The sequence below is a fragment of the Pseudobacillus wudalianchiensis genome, assembly GCF_001685015.1.
GTDB classification, from domain to species: Bacteria; Bacillota; Bacilli; order Bacillales; family Domibacillaceae; genus Pseudobacillus; species Pseudobacillus wudalianchiensis.
In genome coordinates, this window is record NZ_MAYT01000003.1 from 76735 (window position 1) to 96359 (window position 19625).

At 38.2% G+C, this 19625-nt stretch carries 15 protein-coding genes and 1 riboswitch; of the genes, 3 read left to right on the forward strand and 12 right to left on the reverse strand.

From position 1 onward, the window contains the following. Positions 1 to 170: 170 nt before the first annotated feature. Both A8F95_RS05590 and A8F95_RS05595 read right to left on the reverse strand, forming a co-directional pair. On the reverse strand, positions 171 to 1595 hold the full coding sequence (locus A8F95_RS05590; protein WP_065409642.1) for a purine-cytosine permease family protein: 1425 nt from the start codon (positions 1593 to 1595) through the stop codon (positions 171 to 173). 95 nt (positions 1596 to 1690) lie between these two features. Continuing rightward, on the reverse strand, positions 1691 to 1891 hold the full coding sequence (locus A8F95_RS05595) for a hypothetical protein (RefSeq protein WP_065409643.1): 201 nt from the start codon (positions 1889 to 1891) through the stop codon (positions 1691 to 1693). A 312-nt stretch (positions 1892 to 2203) separates the two neighbouring features. On the opposite strand from A8F95_RS05595, the gene A8F95_RS05600 reads away from it, so the two are divergent. After that, positions 2204 to 4054, forward strand: a complete 1851-nt coding sequence (locus A8F95_RS05600; RefSeq protein ID WP_065409644.1) for a sigma 54-interacting transcriptional regulator — start codon at positions 2204 to 2206, stop codon at positions 4052 to 4054. 168 nt (positions 4055 to 4222) lie between these two features. Here the strand turns inward: A8F95_RS05600 and A8F95_RS23175 are convergent, their stop codons facing one another. The 3 genes from A8F95_RS23175 to A8F95_RS22345 all read right to left on the reverse strand — a co-directional run bounded on the left by A8F95_RS23175 (position 4223) and on the right by A8F95_RS22345 (position 6070). Next, entirely contained in the window at positions 4223 to 4351 is a 129-nt protein-coding gene (locus tag A8F95_RS23175; RefSeq protein WP_281181743.1) for a hypothetical protein, read from the reverse strand. A 99-nt stretch (positions 4352 to 4450) separates the two neighbouring features. Then, entirely contained in the window at positions 4451 to 5713 is a 1263-nt protein-coding gene (locus A8F95_RS05605; protein ID WP_065409645.1) for a glycoside hydrolase family 18 protein, read from the reverse strand. A gap of 186 nt (positions 5714 to 5899) precedes the next feature. Then, a complete protein-coding gene (locus A8F95_RS22345; protein ID WP_176713633.1) occupies positions 5900 to 6070 on the reverse strand; it encodes a hypothetical protein in 171 nt (56 codons plus the stop codon). A 173-nt stretch (positions 6071 to 6243) separates the two neighbouring features. On the opposite strand from A8F95_RS22345, the gene A8F95_RS05610 reads away from it, so the two are divergent. Further along, positions 6244 to 6777 (forward strand): GNAT family N-acetyltransferase, encoded by a 534-nt coding sequence (locus A8F95_RS05610; protein ID WP_065409646.1) that lies wholly within the window; start codon positions 6244 to 6246, stop codon positions 6775 to 6777. A gap of 383 nt (positions 6778 to 7160) precedes the next feature. Here the strand turns inward: A8F95_RS05610 and A8F95_RS05615 are convergent, their stop codons facing one another. From A8F95_RS05615 to A8F95_RS05630, 4 genes are all read right to left on the reverse strand, one after another. Continuing rightward, positions 7161 to 7529 (reverse strand): Na-translocating system protein MpsC family protein, encoded by a 369-nt coding sequence (locus A8F95_RS05615; RefSeq protein WP_065409647.1) that lies wholly within the window; start codon positions 7527 to 7529, stop codon positions 7161 to 7163. Between the two features lie 615 nt (positions 7530 to 8144). After that, positions 8145 to 8657 (reverse strand): carbonic anhydrase, encoded by a 513-nt coding sequence (locus A8F95_RS05620; protein WP_065409674.1) that lies wholly within the window; start codon positions 8655 to 8657, stop codon positions 8145 to 8147. Positions 8658 to 8733: 76 nt separating this feature from the next. Next, a complete protein-coding gene (locus A8F95_RS05625; protein WP_065409648.1) occupies positions 8734 to 11358 on the reverse strand; it encodes a DUF2309 domain-containing protein in 2625 nt (874 codons plus the stop codon). Between the two features lie 20 nt (positions 11359 to 11378). Beyond that, positions 11379 to 12890, reverse strand: coding sequence for an NADH dehydrogenase subunit 5 (locus tag A8F95_RS05630; RefSeq protein WP_065409649.1), 1512 nt, complete (start codon positions 12888 to 12890; stop codon positions 11379 to 11381). 847 nt (positions 12891 to 13737) lie between these two features. Between A8F95_RS05630 and A8F95_RS05635 the strand changes: the two genes are divergently transcribed. Then, positions 13738 to 14334: an SH3 domain-containing protein gene (locus A8F95_RS05635; protein ID WP_065409650.1), complete on the forward strand. Its 597-nt coding sequence runs from the start codon at positions 13738 to 13740 to the stop codon at positions 14332 to 14334. A gap of 625 nt (positions 14335 to 14959) precedes the next feature. Here A8F95_RS05635 and A8F95_RS05640 read toward each other — a convergent pair. The 3 genes from A8F95_RS05640 to A8F95_RS05650 form a co-directional block, all read right to left on the reverse strand. Next, the gene (locus tag A8F95_RS05640) at positions 14960 to 15955 is read right to left on the reverse strand and encodes a zinc-dependent alcohol dehydrogenase family protein (RefSeq protein ID WP_065409651.1); all 996 of its coding nucleotides are present in this window, start codon (positions 15953 to 15955) and stop codon (positions 14960 to 14962) included. 560 nt (positions 15956 to 16515) lie between these two features. Continuing rightward, positions 16516 to 17796 carry a Na+/H+ antiporter NhaC family protein gene (locus A8F95_RS05645; protein WP_065409652.1) on the reverse strand — a complete coding sequence of 427 codons (1281 nt, stop codon included), beginning with the start codon at positions 17794 to 17796 and terminating at the stop codon, positions 16516 to 16518. 110 nt (positions 17797 to 17906) lie between these two features. Next, positions 17907 to 18014, reverse strand: a riboswitch (SAM riboswitch). Positions 18015 to 18257: 243 nt separating this feature from the next. Next, on the reverse strand, positions 18258 to 19439 hold the full coding sequence (locus tag A8F95_RS05650; protein WP_065409653.1) for an MFS transporter: 1182 nt from the start codon (positions 19437 to 19439) through the stop codon (positions 18258 to 18260). Positions 19440 to 19625 lie beyond the last annotated feature (186 nt).

Genomic DNA, 19625 nt, shown 5'->3' on the forward strand with positions numbered 1-19625 from the left:
TGAGCAGCAAAATTGTTTACTACATTTTCTCTACTCTTAGTCTAGTATTTGCAATATTTGTGCCAAACGTTTTTTGTGAAGAAAACCGTGATAAATCAGGTTTTATAATTTTTAAATGGCTATAGTCAATTTCAATTTTTAAATTTTATTTCAAAAATAAAATTTCTGAGTTAAACAGCATTGTTGCTTTTGGAGGGTAAAGAACTTTTACTAGTGTCCCGATCTACACTATAAGAAAAAAAGTATTTAGCCGAAATGTAATAGCAGATCCCTGCAGCAAAGTATGCTGGAATACCGGCGGAAATATAATAGAACAAGCTGCTTGAAGTATCTAGTACAGGATTGTATAGGCTCCAGTATACAGCTGTACCAACTATAAAGCTTACAATGGCAGATGGGTTTACTCCCTTCCAGTAATAATAACTTCCGTTTGTATCATAGAGGTCTCTAATGGAAACTTTCTGCTTTTTCACAAAGAAGAAATCAGAAATGACGATTCCTCCAAATATCGCCATGATATATGAAATTACTGTAATAAAAGATCCGAAAGCATCGTAAAAAGATGCACTTAGTAATAGTAAGACTGTTGGGATAGCTGTTGCCATGGCAACAGACCAAGATTTCTTTGGAAAAACCGTTTTAAAACTAATAGCTTGTGAATACATAAGAAAAGTTCCGGCCGTGATATTTCCAAGAGTAAGCAATAAAAGACCAATAATTCCGATCCATGTGCCTCCGATCGCGAACATCCAATCTGTTGGATCTAGTGAAGCAACTACTAATGCAGCCAGGGCTCCTAGTATGACAGCGACGTTGACAATGATGCCATAGCTGAAAAAGCCGGCTTTAAATGCAGATTTCTCACTTTTGGCAAGTCTGCTGTATTGACCTAGATAAGGAAGCCAAGAAAATCCAAGTCCAATGTTTATTTCTAAAGCGGTGATCATTGAACGAGCGTGATCCTCATAGGATTCAGCTGGAGATAAAGAGAATATTTTATCTAATCCCTGTCCAAACATTAAAAGAGCTATGAGCCCTAAAGTCATCAGTAAAATAGCTGGTACGCCTAATAAGTTAAACTTACGCATGACCAGAGGTCCCTGAAAAGTAATAAAAAATACAATCGCAAAGATAATGATGGCAAAGAAAGGGGCTCCAGTTGTTCTCGAAGTAAAAAACTCTGGAAGGCCAGCTACAGAAGCAATCTTCACTAATGCCTGCCCTGCCATAAAGAAAGCAATTGACATATAACCGATCGTAAGGAACATGAAGATGAAATAAAAGATATTTGATCCTAAGTATCCTAACGCGCTGCGAAAACCAATAAATGTATCCACTCCATACCTAGCAAAAAGAAGGATGATAGGTGCAATTAATAGGAAAGGCAATGCATTCCCAAATAAAATCGATGCAATAGCTTCTTTAGCGCTAAGCAGCATCCCGGTATATCCGCCTACAAGTATACAGATACAAGAAATACCGATTCCCACTTGAATAAGAACCAAATCCCAAAAACCAAACACACGATCACTTTTTTGTGCAGGCAGAAATCCAAAAGCCACATCTTTTGAAATAGCGGAATTTTCTTTACTCATTTTAACCTCCAGATATTTTCATTTAGCAGGTTGCAAGTACCTAACCTGGTTATCGATCATTGAAAGCGTATACAAAATTTCCAATAAAATGTCATCTAGAAAATAACAAATAACAAAAATGCGGAAATGACTCCTATTATTGCAAGCTCAGGAACGACATCAACGATCCCCATTTTTTTAGTATCAGATTCTTCTTTCTCATAATGCTCAATCCTTTCATGAAGGTCGGTATACAAGTTCCTGACAAATGCATCTGTAGACATCATGTTTTTTTCAATCATGCTTTCTCTTTTCAAAATATCCCCTCTTCACTCATTTGAATATTTAATCTATTTAGATTATTGCAATTTGTATGCCAATTGACAATCCTTTATAAATCTAGAATTGAGCAAACAGGGAATTTCATTTATGAATTTTTCATTCAAAGTTGAAAATGATTTGAAAAGAAAGAGTAAAAAGGACAATCGAACTTTGTATCATGCTCAATTGAATCTCATTACAAACACAAATTTCAGAAAATAATTAATTTGCATTTGTTAGATTTTCATTTAAAATTGAAATAACTTCAGAGAAACATCGAAAAGGGAGTGATTAACATTTATAGCACGATGGTGGACGTTTTACAGTCAGCTCTTTTGAATATATACGATGAACTTATTATTACTGATACTCAGGGAAAAATAATCGAAAATTTCGGAAACATTGAAATAGTGCGGAAAGATAAACCTGATTTGGTCGGCATGAATTTATTTAACATTGAAAAAAAAGTCTTTTATGATGAATCATCTCTAGAAGATTTACTTAATGGAGATAAAAGATCTGTTATTCATACGGCTTGGAATAACCAAAGAATCCTTATTACTTGTTACCCAGATCATAATAAGGAGTATTACACATGGGGACTTAAAGCTCTTTCAAGAAGCGATAATATTTTGATGGAAAATACTTTAGAGGATGAAATTGATTTTTCTAAAGCGCTTACAAAAGATATTTCCAGGTTATTTATTGTGAAAAGTCAAAAAATGATGGACGTTTTAAGTACTGTTGAAATGGCTGCAAAGGTTTCATCATCCGTTCTTTTATTGGGAGAGTCCGGCGTAGGTAAAGAGGTAATAGCGCGGGCCATTCATGATCTAGGTACTAGAAAAAGCAAGCCATTTATTGCAGTAAACTGCGGGGCCATTCCTGAAAATCTATTGGAAAGCGAACTATTTGGTTATGAGGAAGGGGCCTTTAGCGGCGCCAAGAAGGATGGTGCACCTGGCAAATTTGAACTTGCAAATAAGGGAATCATTTTTCTCGATGAAATTGGGGAGATGCCGCTTAGCCTTCAGGTTAAATTACTAAGAGTTCTGCAGGAAAGAGAAGTTACTCGGTTAGGGAGTTCGAATGCCGTTAAACTTGATATCCAAATCATCGCAGCGACGAATAAAGATATTAAAAGCTTAGTGAATAAAGGGACATTCAGGGAAGATCTTTACTATCGTTTAAATGTTATTCCTATCAACATCCCTTCATTAAGGGAAAGGATTGAAGAGCTTCCTTACTTAATTAGTTTCTTTTTGCATAAGTATAATACTATGTATGATCGGACCATCGAAATTAATCAAGATGCAATCGACTTCATGTCGATCTATGAATGGCCAGGTAACATTAGACAGCTTGAAAATACGATTGAGAGAATTGTTGTTACGAGTAAAAATCCAATAGTAGATGCTTCCTCAGTTCAAGCATTTGTCCCATTTGAACAAGAAGTTATTAAATCTCCACCCCTGTTTAATCATCTTATGCCCCTTCAAGAAGCCATCGATCTTGTAGAAGAGCAGTTAATTACTATGGCTATGGAAAAGTATAAATCTATTAAACTAGCATCCAAGGTGCTAGATGTCAGCCAGCCCACGATGAGCAGAAAGTATAGAAAAATTTTAACAAAATTGTCGGAACAGAATATAGTACCATCTGCTAAAAGAGACATTCTTGAAAACCAGCTAAATAACCGATTGCGTTCCGTAGCTATAGCGACAGCGGCCATCATACAGCCCGAAGAAGTCAGTGAATTAAAAAGAGATCCATCATTTTCAAATCCTATTTTTCAAAAGCTTCAAAGCCAGCTTACCATGATCAGAAAACAGGAAGGTGGCATTAAATGGGCCTTTATCTTTGATATGCTTGAAAATAAAAAGTTCAGGACTCTGGTTGCAGACAAAGACTTTATTATGAATCCTGGAGAATCATATGAATCCTCTCCTGAATTCATTAAAGTAGCTACTAATGCAGTGAAAGGAAGAGTTGAAGTAACTCCGATATATAAAGACATTTATGGAGAATGGAAAACAAGCCTTGCACCAGTAATAGACGACACAGGCAATGTCATTGCCTTAATTGGCTATGATTATAGTAAGGAATATATTGAGTCTGAATTAGGTAAGATGGGAAAAGTTCTGAAGATTAATATTTAATAGAAAGTGACCGGTTACTTTCACAAGCCCTTATATCGCTTTGCAACGGTTCTGAAAACACAAAGAGGCTTGTGACAAAAGGAGTTCGGAACGGTCTCATTCCGAACCCCTTTCTTTTTTAGTTGATTTTCCAGTCGAGAGAAAGATAGACCTCTCCGAGTCAATTATTTAGACCATCTTCGGACCTTGCCGAGTCCAGCTGGCCATTCTCTTGAGAATCATGGCAGCAAAAGTAAGCAGCGCCTGCGCCGACAATTTTTCAAGTCTCCTTAACGTTGTCCAACGCCTGCGAACCATTCATACTCTCCCCTTCCTTTCTAAATAACAAAATACAATTGATTAGTGCGGAGTATCATACTCCGTCTTAGTGGTATAGGCATTGGGGGATATCGCTATTTATATCTTTTTAATGGTGAAAAATTTTCTTAAGAGCCAAGGTCCCGGTGTAAATCCAAGTGCTAATTGCCAAGCACCTATCGCTTGTAAACCATACTCACGAATTAATATCATTTTTGCACTCATGCTTCTTACATCTTCAAACCATACCTCGTGTGTTTGTCCCTGTTCATCTTTATACTGAAAGAATGGTGATTCATATTCCTCTGAATATTGGATAGGTGACTGGTACCTCATTGCTGTTTCAATCGCTCTCTGATTTGATATAGCGGGCGCAACTGTTCCCGGCCTGTACGGGATTAACCAATTATATCCGTATAAAGGAACTCCAAGTATAACTTTTCTTCGCGGAACACTCCTTATGGCAAATTGTATCGTACTTCTTACCTCAGTAATTGGTGCAACAGGCCCTGGTTCACTACCAGAATGATGCCAATCATATGCCATAATAAACATATAATCAACGACAGCTCCAATCCCCCCATAATCGTATCCCTTTAACCATGGGATATCATCACTTGTTTTTGCTGGAACTGCAATTGTCAAAACGTAGCCTGCTGTCCTCAAACGGTCCCGCAATTGGCGTAAAAATCCTGTAAAAAGGTCCCTATCCTCACCCATTACACGCTCAAAATCAATGTTTACTCCGCCATACCCTTTTCTGGATACTAAATACAAGATATTATTTACAAGATTTGTCCTTGCTGCAGGATTATTTAGGACTTCATGAGCAAGCTCAGGGCTAAATCCCTCAGGAGTAAGATTAGTGATAGTGACTAGTGGTGTAACTCGGTTCCTCCAAGTGGTTTCAATTGCAACTAAGTCATTTAGATTGTTCACTATATCTCCATTAGCGGCAAAGTGATATTCAAAAATGGAAATATAAGATTGATAAGGGGCGAACTGATTGATTAACGTTCGATCCAATTCTGCTGTTCGAACAACATAATACCCCAATGTGCCTGCAAGATAGTTCGATATATCAGGAATCCTAATTTTCATTCCAGGTTGTAAAACATTGAGATTAAGGGATGGATTGGCCGTTCTTAATTGCTCTAAGGAAACGTAAGCTCTCCCGGCAATGCTAGTAAGCGTGTCTCCTGGCTGAACAGTATATACATAGAGAGGGATAAGCAGGGATTGACCCGGAACAATATTCGTCTCCGCCAAACCATTAACACTCCGAAGCTGATCAACAGAGGAATCATATCGATTACTTATTGAAAACAAAGTATCTCCAGGTTGAACCGTATGAATAAACATATTTGTCCCCCCTTTCACAAAAAATCATTATAGTTTTTTATCTATAAAAATAATATTAATTTGCCTGCCAACAAATACCTAAATTAAGAGGATTGTACAAAACCCCAAAGCATTATATGAATACTTTATAAAAATCTAAAGGTGAAAATTAATGCGTAAGAAACATAAAATGAGGCGCCCCCTTTTTTAGTGAGGGAAATTTTCAATGCGAAGCTGTTGAAAGGTTGTTAACTCTAGATCATCACTGTCATTCAAGTTCTCAACCATTACAGCCAATTGTTTGGTATCTAGTTTTGCACTGAATGATATTCCATCGTTAACAAAAAGCTCAGATGCTGCGATTGTCCTAGCAGCCATTTCATTAATGATTCCTAGTCAGGTAGTGTTACATGAACTGGAGCTGTATAGAGTATTTATATGTACCTTAGAACCCTCTTTTAACTTGAGAGCGATATGGCGGAATATATTGTTATGATAAAAGTAGTGTTAGGTGATGTTCTTTTAGAAGAATTAAGGTTGGAGGGATCTTGATGAAGGATTCTGTTGAGTTGTGTGTGGTAGATATCGAAAACATGCAAGACTTAAAGTTTGTGAAAAAGGCAGCAAAATTATTACAGAAACTTGTTTCAAACGGAGCGGCAATTGGATGGGTTGATCCGCCTTTAACAGAAGAAGTGGCTGATTTACTCTTGGAGTTGACCATTGCAAGTGAAAATAGTAATGCATGCCTAATCGCAGCTTGGGTCGGTCAAGATCTGGCAGGGATTGGATACTGGAGGCGCTATAATCGCCCCACCCACTACCCTCACGCCGACATAGAAAAATTGGCAATCGACCCAAGGTTTCAAGGTCGTGGCTTAGGGCGCCAACTTATGAATCAGTTAATTTCCACTGCAGTTAAGGCTGGGATTGAAGTGCTGACCATTGACTTCCGTAGTGACAATGAAAGAGCCGCCAAGCTGTATAAATCCCTGGGATTCACAGAATACGGTCGATTGCCCCGTTTTGTGGCCATCGGTACTGATCGATACGACAAAATGTTTTACGCCCTCGATCTACGATAATCCAGAGACGGGTGCTTTAGTTTATTAAGCAGCTAAAAGGATCTTCCGATTTGAAAACCCTCTTTCGTGGCTGATAGCGGATTTCGTGTGAATTAAAAAAGCTCCTTAATAAATACCAAAAAATGCATCTGGCCAGTCTTTATAAAACTGGCCAGATGCATTTTTACAATTTACTCGCTTTAAAGGATTCGAACCTCTGACCGTCAGCTTAGAAGGCTGTTGCCCTATCGTCCAAAAAAATCATTTATATTATTTATGTTATGAACATGAGAGTAACCAATGTCTTTCAGCCCTTACCTTTGCTCGAATCGTTATGGCGGGCATTATGATATGTACTGTTTACTAAAATATTACATCTCTCTAGGTGACATTCCTTTATTCCCCTACGTTAAAAGATTTTTCTCAAGATCGTTAAACAATTTAAATATCATCACTCGTTCGCCCGTACGAGAGCTTAAATCAGTATGAAAACTTTTCACTTTTTCTCCAGTGATAGTTAATATAATATCCTTAAGATCTTCTACACCTGATTCAACTAACTCGGAACGATTTTTTTTTATGGTTAGCATTCCCTCTTTTGTTTCACAAACTGTATATTCGGCTGGTGTTAAAATACCTTTTAAATTAACAATTATCATATTCCGTACTATATCTGTCTTTACAGATACAGACCCACGCCCAAGATAGTCCTTCTCCCATTGAGTAATTGACTTGCTTATCGCTGATTCAAAAGAACCTTTCGATACTTTCATGTATTATGCATCTCCCGAACAAAAAGTTGGTCTATTTCACTTATTTTTTATTTTTAGTCTCTCACACGATTTTTATCCTTATTGTAAGTGCCCATCGTCAATCTTACATTCGAAAAACCCCCGTATACGTGCTAGATATACAAAGCAGATTCTTTCAGCTTAACAATCAATAATCCTTAAGATCATTAAATGAAAAGATTATTTTTAGATCAAAATTGGTTTCAACGCCTCCCTCATGCTCTATAAGCTTTACTCTTTACTCTTCATTAATCCATAAAAGAATCTCATGACCCTCTGCGTCCCAAGGAAGATAACAATGTAAACCAAAACGGTCTTCACTAGCTACTCCAAGAGGTAGGTCAAGTACCTCTATTCCCATTCTTAGTTTTTTCGAAGAGTTTTTAAGGATATAAGCTCTCGTTCTACCTCTCCAAAAAAGTTCTTACTACATCTTATGGGTCTTATCGGGGACTTGTATGTAAACACTTAGTAAGTTTCAAAAGGTTGAGCCATTACCTGCTGTTTCCCCATACATGGTAGGCAGCACTGACTTTTCTCCATGTATGGGTGTACAGAAGTTACCCCTCCCTGCTATTTCAAAATGGCAAATGATGATCAGCCAAGGTTTGTTTTAGTCTCAGGAACCTCCACAATTAAGGATTTTTCATCCCGCTTGTCAACGATTAAACCTTGGACTTTAACATGCGATGGCACTAATGGATGATGACGAATGATCTCAACACTTTTTTCGATATTATCACTACTATTTCCTTTTCCATTTAGCCATTCATTAACCGTGCCACCCGAAAATTCTGGCATACAATTTTGAAAAAGATAGTCCAGCGTTTGGGTTTTGTCTTTCATTGATTCAAGTTGAGTTGGTATATTGACTGTGAAAGTCCTCTTCTCTTTTGTTCCGATCACAAAAACCTCTTCAACACTCTCCCGATAAATAGCAAGGATAACAGACCTCATTATATCTCCATAAGGATGCAGAATATCGGTATCGTAGTTTTGTATAGCCAGCACATTTTCTGATCGAATATGAGTCATTTCTTGCAAGATAGGCTCTAACTCGTTTTCAATGTCCATTAAAAATAGTGCTTTTTTATTTTTATCTACATTCATAAAGTACATCCTTTCTTTATTGTCATACATGTTTTGATCACCTAACAAATCATTTGATAACTGTTTATTTTAGTAGTTACCAGTTTTCCCAACGTCCTTTCGAATCAATACTAGCCAGTCGAACCCATCCATTTTGAACTTTTCCCCGAAATGCTGAATTATTATTTAATAACCGTTTTACATATTCGTTAGGTGCTTGGATGACAATCAGCAAACGAAGAGGAGAATGATAAGCCTCGTGATCGGATTGCATGACGGATTGCCAAGGCAGTCCAGCTAACAAGTCACTTGCATTTCCCTGCATAACACCGAGACCTGCTGTAACGGTTTGAGTTGCTTTATTTCCGCTGCCATAATAATGAGGTGCTACCGTTGAAGCGTAATATTGGAGATTAATCCATTGGGCCACCGTTCCTGGTCCAGCAATGATGTTAGCTAGGATATCACCATGTTCATCCTGATTCCAATCATAATTATGAAGGAAGACCCTCCCTTCCAAGTCACAATCCTGAGTTAGTTTACGTTGACCAATAATAAAAGCGGCATTGCGAGCTAATCCCCATTCCGGGCGTATCTCACTCCAATCTTCCGCAAAACGGTGTGCCTCAGCCTTCGGATTTTTGAATTTCGATTGGAAATTCGGTAATTGAGCTAGACGTTCTGCATTTGCATTATGACTAACTTTCGGCATAATAGCTTCAATACAATCAAATGCTTCTTGTGCAGCTTCGGAAAGCTCTGGAACATAAATCCAGTGTAATTCATCCACTGTTGTTTTATGCTCAGCGGCTGCGAAAACAGTATCCTCAGGAATTTTAATTCCCTCAAAAGAAAGCTCCTCTCTTACCTCAGGAAGGTTACATAAAGCAGCTAGAACTCTAGCATTGAATCCACCTGCCGCTCCCCCGCAGGCACCACAGTCAAGAGCAGCAGCATAGGGATTGTTGGTACTTTTACTGCCATGTCCACATATGACGACTAATGGCGCAAAATCCTTTGTTAGCCCCATCATTTTCAGAGCTTGGCGTGCATACGTCACTTTTTCTTCTTCAGAAAAACCAACAGGTATCTCTGCTTCTCTATTATGAGCATGATTAAGTGAGAGCGTTGTATTAGGTTTGCGTAACCAAGTCTTATGAAGGTTATGAATAAAACGATCCGCTCCCCTCGGCATAAAACTACGTGCTACCGTTTGGAGACTAAGCCAAGGTCCGCTTAGCTCAGGTAAAAGTAAGTTTGAAAGTACATTTTGTTTCATCATTTTAAATGTAGAGCTTAAGGAATTAATTGCTTGTTTACGTTGTTGATATGATTTGAGTTCATTTTCATCTGCAGCTTCTTTTATTTTGTGTTGAGGCTTTAGTATAACCGGCAAGGAAGAATGACTGTGATCACTCCCAAGTTCACTAGTTTCAATCGGTAAGCCAAAGAAACCGGCAATTCCAATCGTTTCAAACGGACCTTCTTTTTCAAGTTGACGACGAAAAGGTTCTGATCGTACATCAATGCAAAATGCCAATTGAGCTAATACAGATTTTTTATTGTCACTCTCATATTGCTTAGAGGCAATCTTCTGACTTAATTGATCTGTGTATGTTTGTTCCCAAGCTTCTAACCAAAGTTTCCTGCGAAGCTTCTCATCAAAACGGTAGGCAAAGGATAAATATTCTTTTTGTTCAGCCGCTGACATTTGTGACCATTCATCGATTGTAAGCCCCCCCCAATAGAGCCAGGATGCTAAAAGGGAAGCAATTGAAACTTTTTTCTTAGATCGATAATTATTCAAAGTTAAGCAAGGCTTTATGAGAGCCCACTCCATAGAAATTCGAACTGCTAAATAGTCTGTTAGGAGTGCATGCTCGTGGCTCGATTGTTGAGAACGCCAAAGCATCATTCCTGCCCATCCAGGCAAGGAAAGTAAATGACCTTCAAGATAAGCCTGTATTTCTGATTCGGGAATTTCCAATGCGAATAATGCTTCTTGTAAAGCCAAATGGGCCTCTTGTGGCCAGCCTTTTAAGATTTCACGCTGCTTTTTACTAAGAGCTGGATCATATTGAATGAGACGCTTCCAAGCACGATAGAAACCCTCCTCGCGATTTGGCATTGCCCAGCCCGCCTGGGAGTCATCAAGAAATAACTTACACCATTTGATGACATGTTGATCGAGAATATCGCCTAATCTTTCACCATCTTGATTCTCTAACTGCGAACTTATTGGTTGCATTGAAGAATTCTCAAGGCTATCCATATTTAATCCATTAAACTCATCTGCTAACTTCTCCAGTTTAGGTGATGACAAAAGGGTAGAAGGCAGTGGATCTAATTTTAATGCAGCCCGGCAAAACTGCTCCGCTACGTCCCGTGGGATGTTAAAGGAATGTGAATCAAGCCAACGCTGCAGCCCCATTTCCACATAAGCTTCATCAATCTCTCCCTTGCTCTTTGCCGAAAGGATCATCGAAGCACTAGGGTATATATCAACATCACGAGTATTTTTTAACCAACCTGCAACCTGATCAAAAGATTGCTTTTCAAGTCCCATCCACGGACTACGTGCTGCAAATGTAGAAATGGGTCCAAGGGGTGCAATCACTCGGCTAGCAGATTCAATTAAAACGTTAATATCGCTTTCTTGAAAATCAATATTTATATCTTTATTTCTTATACTTCTTTCCATCAACGCGGATGTTACGCCCATCATTGATTCCCTCCTTATGATTAATATTGTTTAAGGTAGTTTGGATGACTCTCTACTGACTTTGGTTTCGCTTCACCTAACCGCACTAACCAAAGATAGAGTACTGCGAAGGAAACTGAAGAACGATTACGAGCAACCCACGTACCTATCGCACTACCAACTAGTAAGAGACATACGACAATGATGACAACTGGCATTGGAGGTTGAGTACTTCGAGAAACGGCTGCATGCAGCCACTCATAGAAGAGGTTATGAATGATAAAATAAATGAGGGCAGTTCCTCCTAAAAGTGATAAGCCAGTAATTCGACCAATTCTCCCCTCCCCAAAAGCTACGAGCTGTGTCCAAGAAACGGACAATGACCATCCTAAGATTAACGCACTAATCAATCGATATCCCTCTCCAGGAGCCATGAGCCAAAAAGCAAGCCCTATAACTAAGCCTAAAACTCGACCAGCAACGACCCACAAGTAGGATGATCTTTCATTAACGCGAGGTGATACTTCGAAACGGCGTACTGCCGAACCAGCCTGTAAAAACAGCGTAGCTTTGAACAGTCCATGTAGGATAAGGTGAAGGATAGCTGCAATATGCGCACCTAATGCACACTGAATAAGCATAAATCCCATTTGTCCGATCGTCGAGCCTACTAACTGGCGTTTATAGTCAACCTGGACTAAACTAATTCCAGCTCCAATCAATACAGAAATACTGGCAAAGATAAGTAAAATTATCGATGCTATGTCACCATTAAAAAGAGGTGAAAATCGAGTTAGCATAATCCCGCCTGCATTTACTAATCCTGCGTGCATAATCGCAGAAACAGGAGTCGGAGCAACAATAGACTCAATTAACCATCTCTGAAAAGGCCACTGAGCTGCAGGAATTATCACTGCTAATACGATCAATAAATTAATCCCTGTTTTCTCCCATGCTCCAAGTTGAGCTAAACTTTCATTTGTTAACGCTAATGATAACTGCCATTGACCTGTGACTTGAAAAAGCCAAATCATTGCAAGTAACAAAGAAAACCAACTTAATATAAATAATCGACCAGAAACCTTGGCTGCTTCAACAGCTACTTTCCACCCACTATTTAACCTGATCAGCAAGGTTAATCCAGCAAGAGTAGCTCCCCAAAATATAACCATCAAGCGCAAATCGCCACTTAACCATGCAATTGAAGCAAAACCCGTAGTAAATGTGAAAAGAGCAAAATACTTACGATAATAGCGGTCTCCCATTAAGTAACGCACAGAAAAACGCTGAATGATTAAACCGATTGCAAGAACAAAGAAAGCCATTAACCAAGCCAAAGAATCCAAGTGCCAAGGACCAACATTTCCATTTACACTACTATTAGCAAGAGCCACTAAGGAAATCAAAGGCGGTAAAGCCGTGAGACCAATATGAATGCGAACAAAGCCCAAAGGGACTCGCGGATGCAAAAACAATAGTCCACTTAACGCAGAAGCAATAAGCATAACAAAAAATAATATTAACAATGATGGCAAACTCAGCGAAACTAACATTTCAAATTCTCCCTTTTTTAAGTAACGTTAACGTACAAGAAGTCCTTTTAATTCAGGCAATATTTTTGTAATTTCATACAATTTTGTTTATTCTTACTAATTAAATGTTATTTTTTCAATAAAAAAACCGACAGCTTCGATAATTCAATGATTATTTTCAATCATTGAATTATTAAAGTTGTCGGCTTCACTTCAACTAACTTCCAAAAAGTTTTTTGAAGAGCTACCTTTTTATAGGTTATTTTACTTTATGTTTTAACTTCCTTCTAAAGAAAATATCGGTATAACTTAAATTTAATCTGTTGGTTGTGAAATAAATCGATTTACGCTACTCTTCCTTTTTTATATTAGGACGCTTTTTCATCCAGTCAATATTAAATATTAAAAGAATGCTAAAGCCCAAATTGTTTAAAAAGGAGAAAATAAACATCTTTCGATTATTAAGTAAGTATAAGATAGGACATTTTTTAAAATTTGTCAACAAGAAAGCCCTCATGTACTCTTTTAATAGGATCCAACTTAGGATGTTGGAATATGTAGAATGAAGCATCAACTTCTTTTTTAATAAATAACATATTTTTGTAAGCTATCATCTATGACTCTACTATAACGATCACTCTCTTCTTTTCTACATTTTCTTCCGCTTGTCACTTGTCCCAGAAGCCTTTTCCCTTTCATTTCTCATCTATGTTGTTTCGGCGGCTAATGGCGCAATTGTATGAAAGGCAAGTTCAATAGACTACTGGTTTATGATGGCGGAAAATGTCGTTCAAAATACCAAAAGACGACAACACCCCCGTAGTACAATACAATAGGATGGATTTTTTTGTAAAAGGAGGAGTTCCCTGTGAAAAAAATATTCCTATTGATGGTGGTTTTCTTTTTATCCATCACATTGTTCTCTGCCAAGCCAACAGCAGCCAGCACCGGAAACCATACTGTGAAGGTAAAAACTACGTTGAATGTACGAGAGAAGCCAAGTCCAAGAGCCAAAATCGTGGGCTCTCTGAAAAATGGGACTATCGTGTATGTATATAGTACAGAGCCTGGCGGCTGGTCAAAAATTAAATATAAAAACAAAGCGGGGTATGTCGCTTCAAGGTATTTAAAAGCGATAACACCCACTTCCCCTTCCACAAAAAAGTGGAACGGGAAATGGCAGACTGAATTTGGAAAATTATTGATTACCCATGAAACCGCCTCTAGCTTCAAGTTTGATATTCATGTTGTCATGGGCGAGCATGTCGGAGATCTTCAAGGAACTGCCAAGATAAAAGACGGGAAAGCCACCTATTCTGGCTATACAAAATCCTCCTTCTCTAAGGATCCATACTGCCGCATAACCTTTACCCATCAAGGAAAGTCTATCCGGGTAAAGGAATCATCTGCTTGTCTATATTGGCATGGGGCAACGGCAACGTTTGACGGGACCTACTTCAAATAAAGGACCCTGGCGATTTTGATAATGAAAAAATATAGACAAATATTTTTTCATTAAACATCTCAAAAGCACAAGAGACCAAGAGTTCTCTTGAATTGCAAGGTGAACTATCTACTACTGAGTTCTCCCCCTATTGCGTAGGACTCTTATACATTCGCTGGCTGCGTCTTTAATCACAAGCTGGGAAAGTGCAACATGCAAAAAGTACGGCGACTTTTAAGGCTTCAATGAATATGGAATGGATTCAAAGACTCTCTACCTTCAGTGCCTTATAAAGCCATTTAGATGAACAGCCCATAAAAAAGGCTAGACATTTGTCCAGCTTATCAACGGCCGTATCTTAGTTAAGTGAAAGCGGCGTTCCTTTGACTATGCGTCAGTTTATTCATAAGAAAAAAGAAAAGTGCAAAAAGTCAGGTGGTGTTTTAAAATAAAGTTTGATTACATTGATACTAATAATCTTGATAAATAGTCATAGAAAAGAGCCTGTTTTGAAAAAAGATAGATCAAAACAGGCTCTTAAATATTTTCAACCGGATTATGCTTTTATAAAAAAGTTTGATCATTTCCTATCTATTAGTGCTCCAAAATTGACCTCAGTTATTAATTTTAATTGAAAATTAATAACTCAATAGCTAGTTAAAAACACTTTCCCTTTTGTCTTTTTAGAAGATTCAACAACTTCAATAGCCCTTTTTACATTTAATAAATCATACTGAGAATCTACCGTCATCAAACGTAATTTTCCATCACTTAGTAGATTTATTAAGTGACGGAAGGTTTCTTGCCATTTAGCTGATGAAACATTTTTATTCCAATTTCGTAAATGAAACATATTAGCATTCACTTTAGCTTTTTTTATAATTTCTGCCCAATTCACTTGTATCCCTGATAAAAGACCGATGGTTAAAAAATTTCCGTTAGTCTTTACACAATAAGCCAATTCATTTCCATCTGAACCCCCAACAGAGTCAATAGCAGCATCAGTGCCCATCCCATTAGTTAATTCCATAACGACTTCATTTAAGTCATTTTGAGATGTATCAATCACATAAGAAGCACCAAGATGAAGCAGTTCCTCCATATACTTATCATTTCTAGTCACTGCAATCAACCGAAAACCTAAAACTTTCGATAATTGAGCAAAAACATGTCCAATAGAAGAACCGCATGCGTTAACCAATAAAACATCATCCGATTTTAATTTTAAAACTTCGGTACATACTACCAAGGCTGTAATTGGATTAATATACATCTGTGCTGCTGTAAAATCATCAATCGAATCAGGTATAGGAACCGCAAATTCTGATGACGTTTTAACAAACTCTTGCCATGTCCCTTCCCCTCGCAAAGGCAGAACACGTTGACCAATAAAATGATGGGAAACTAAAGGACCGACGTCTTCTACTATGCCAACTCCCTCATATCCTGGAATATTTGGAAAAGAAACCCGATGAGAATATGACCCTCTAATCGGTATTAAGTCAGATGGATTGATAGGGCGGGCTAACATTCGAACGAGGACTTCATTACCTTTTGGTGGTTGAATACTTTTAGACTCCACTTTTACTACATCTCTAGGGCTACCGAATTCATAGAATTTAATACATTTTGCATCCAACATTATGTCTCCTTCATATACATCAGATTATTTAATTATATCATCTTCACCTCAACTGCCTCGTCTAGATAGTCTACAACAATCTGGCCCTAAAATGGAAATAAGCGCTAATCCCTGCTACAGGAAAGCGCCTGATTGCTGAACAAACGAGGTAGTGATGACCTTAATGTTAAAGCTGCTTTTAAGACTCTAAGTGCAAACCCGCGTATTTTCAAAAACCATCATGCCAAAGCTTTCCACAAACGAATGTTATTTCGGTTAAAATCCTAAGCAGAATATCGAAAAAGGTCCAATCGCTCAAAATTTGTTAGCCGCTCAATATTACGCCTAGAAAGGATGAAGTTACAAAAGCCTTTCAGGATTAAAAGCGGTCAGCAGCCCAAAATATGAACTAAATAAAGGTCTTATGATAAATTCAATAGGAACAGAATCAGAAAGCCAAGCTTCTGAATTGGAGCTAAGGTTCCAAATTTCAATTCGTTCAGAGGCAATCACTGATGCCCTAACACTTTACCTTTTTAACAACTGGGGGACAGGCCCCCGTTGCTTTAAAGTAGTGAAGTTCAGGCTTTCTTTTTTGTCGGGTATCCGATGAGGATAGCGATGATTCCGCAGATTCCTACGAGGATTGGATAGAAAGAGTATGGAAGAATACTCACCGGCGATATTCCGGCTACGCTTGCAGCTGCTAATAATTGGGCCCCGTATGGCAGAAGGCCTTGAATCGAACAAGAGAAAAGATCTAATATACTTGCGGACTTTCTCGGCTCAATTCCATACTGATCAGCAATATTTTTCGCAAGCGGTCCGGCAATTAAAATAGCAATCGTATTATTGGCCGTCGATAAATCAGTCAGACTTACAAGCCCAGCAATCCCAAATTCGGCCCCCTTTTTCGATTTAATCCTTCGTGTCGCAAGATGAAGCAGAAAGTCAATTCCGCCGTTAAATTTAATAACCTCCACCATCCCAGCTATTAATATCGCAAGAAAGGCGATTTCATACATGCCTGCCATTCCTTCGCCAATCTTTTGAAAAAGGCCCATTACATGATAGCTGCCATCCGCTAAGCCAACAGCCCCGGCGAGAACAATTCCTAGTGCTAGAACAAGGAAAACATTCATTCCAGCTAACGCAAAAATAATAACTAAAACATAGGGAACAATTTTTACCCAGCTATAGCTTAAATGTTCTACTTGTGCCGTTTCACCCATTGTGATAGCCCCTAAAATAATGCCTGTAATAATAGCTGCCGGCAACACAATCCAAAAATTCACTTTAAATTTATCCTTCATTTGTGCGCCTTGTGAACGAACGGCAGTAATTGTTGTATCTGAAATAAAGGATAAATTATCGCCAAACATCGAACCGCCAGTAATCGCCGCGATTACTAAAGTCATGGAAAGATCAGTATGCCCGCTTATCCCAACGCCAATTGGCGCCAGTGCAACAATCGTTCCCATCGATGTTCCCATTGACAAGGAGATAAAGCAGGCAATGATGAACAAACCTACGACAAGCAGGTTTTGCGGAACGACCGATAAAGCAAAGTTAACAGTGGAATCCACTGCCCCCATGCCTTTTGCTACCTCTGAAAAGGCTCCGGCCAAGAGAAAAATAACAACCATCAGCATGACATTTAAATTTCCTGCTCCTTGGCAAAAAATATCAACCTTTCTCGAAAACGATTCTTTTCGATTCATCGCCAGAGCCACAGCACCCGAAATGGCAATGGCTACAATGACAGGAAAAGCATAAAAATCACCTGTCATAACCCCTGAACCAATAAATAAAATCAAAAAAACAACAAATGGGATCAGTGCCCATGGATTTCCTTTCTTCATTGTTCCACCTCCAAAAAATAAAATGGGTCACGTCTTTTGCCCATTCTTTGCTCCGAAAAAAGGCCTCATCTTGAAACAACAAGAAGAGGCCTTATATCTATAAAACACTCCTCTTATCTAGCAAGCCTTTGCTTGCTGGATTTGGCACAGCAACTTAATCACTAAGTTCCGCTGCCGAGATCTCATCGGGCCAGTCCCTCCATCTCTCTTGATAAGAAGAAAATATCTTATTCATTTGTCACAGTAAATAAAAGACTACAAGATTTTTATTCCTTTATCAACAAAATTTTTATGGATATTTTTGACTAACGGATGGAAGGTTATATTAGGGCTTAAAAGTATAAACGTTACTGAAAATTTTTATTCTAGTCAACCATCAAAAGTATTATAAAATAACAAAAGAGGTTGTTTTATGTCAAACTTTCTTAAACAAAAAATGCAAACAGCGTTCCGCAAAAAAGCTATTCGTAACGTCTATATTTGATCATAAATACTATTCCAAGAACAGGTCCAATCGCTAATACCGAAAAGACCCACTCCCAACCAACGATTCTCTGAATAATAGGGATAAGATTAATAGAAAATATAGTAAGCAGGAAACCAATACACATTTGAAAAGTAAGGGCTGTACCTACATAATCAACTTCGGCTATTTCTGAAACTGCTGCAGAAAATTGGGCGGAATCAGATATGACAGACATCCCCCAAATAATGGCGATTATTAGAGTTAACCAAATAAATTGCCCAAATGTAAAACCTATTAATATTGAACAAATAGCGCTGATAAGCATAGACATAATCGTTAAATTGGCTCTTCCTATTTTATCTGAGATTAGTCCACCTGCTATACATCCAATCCCTCCTGCAATTCCTATTGAAATAAAAGAGGATAACGCAATGAACCAATGAGGCGTTGCTGGTGAATAGGTTGAGAAACTAGCAGCCAAAAAGGCAGGAAGCCATGTCCACATCGCATACAATTCCCACATATGACCAAAGTAACCGTAATTCGCGAGCATTACCGGTTTATTCACTACTACTTTTTTTATTAATTTTAACGAGAAAGGCAATCTTTTCGATTTTACTGGAGTATCTTCTAAAATAAACGTGACAACTAATGCCGACAATAAAGCCAATACTGAACTACAAATGATCACGAATTTCCAATTTAATGAAGAAAAAAATATGACAACAAAATGAGGCAATGATGATCCTAATGTTAAGGCTGCTATTAAGATCCCAATTGCAAATCCGCGATTTTTCGGAAACCATTGGGATAAAATTTTCACAGCTACTGGGTATACACCAGCGAGTGTTATTCCGGTTAAAATCCTAAGTAGAACACCGAAAAAAGCGGAATCAACTAGAATGAGTGAAGCATTCAATATTGCACCTAGAAATGCTGAAGTTGCAAAAACTTTTCGGGGATTAAAACGGTCAGCCACCCCAAAATATGAACTGAATAATGCTCCTATCACAAATCCGATAGGAACAGAAGCAGAAAGCCAAGCTTCTGAATTGGAACTAAGGCTCCAAACTTCAATTAGTTCGGGGGCAATCACTGATGCACTAAACCACAAGCTTAAAGCACACAATTCTGATAATCCAATCCACATCAACGCTCTCCAAGAACCCTGAATCATAATATCCCCCTCCGACATAAAACTAAATAATATGTTTTACAAAAAGAAAAAGAACCTCCAGCTTGCTTATATAAAACCGATTTGAAGTCAGTCTTCGCAGATCTCTGCCTGGTCAGCTACATGAACTTTGCGGGCAATATTACGTCTTCCTCCCCCTCTCTCTTTGATGTCTTCCAGCAGTCCTCT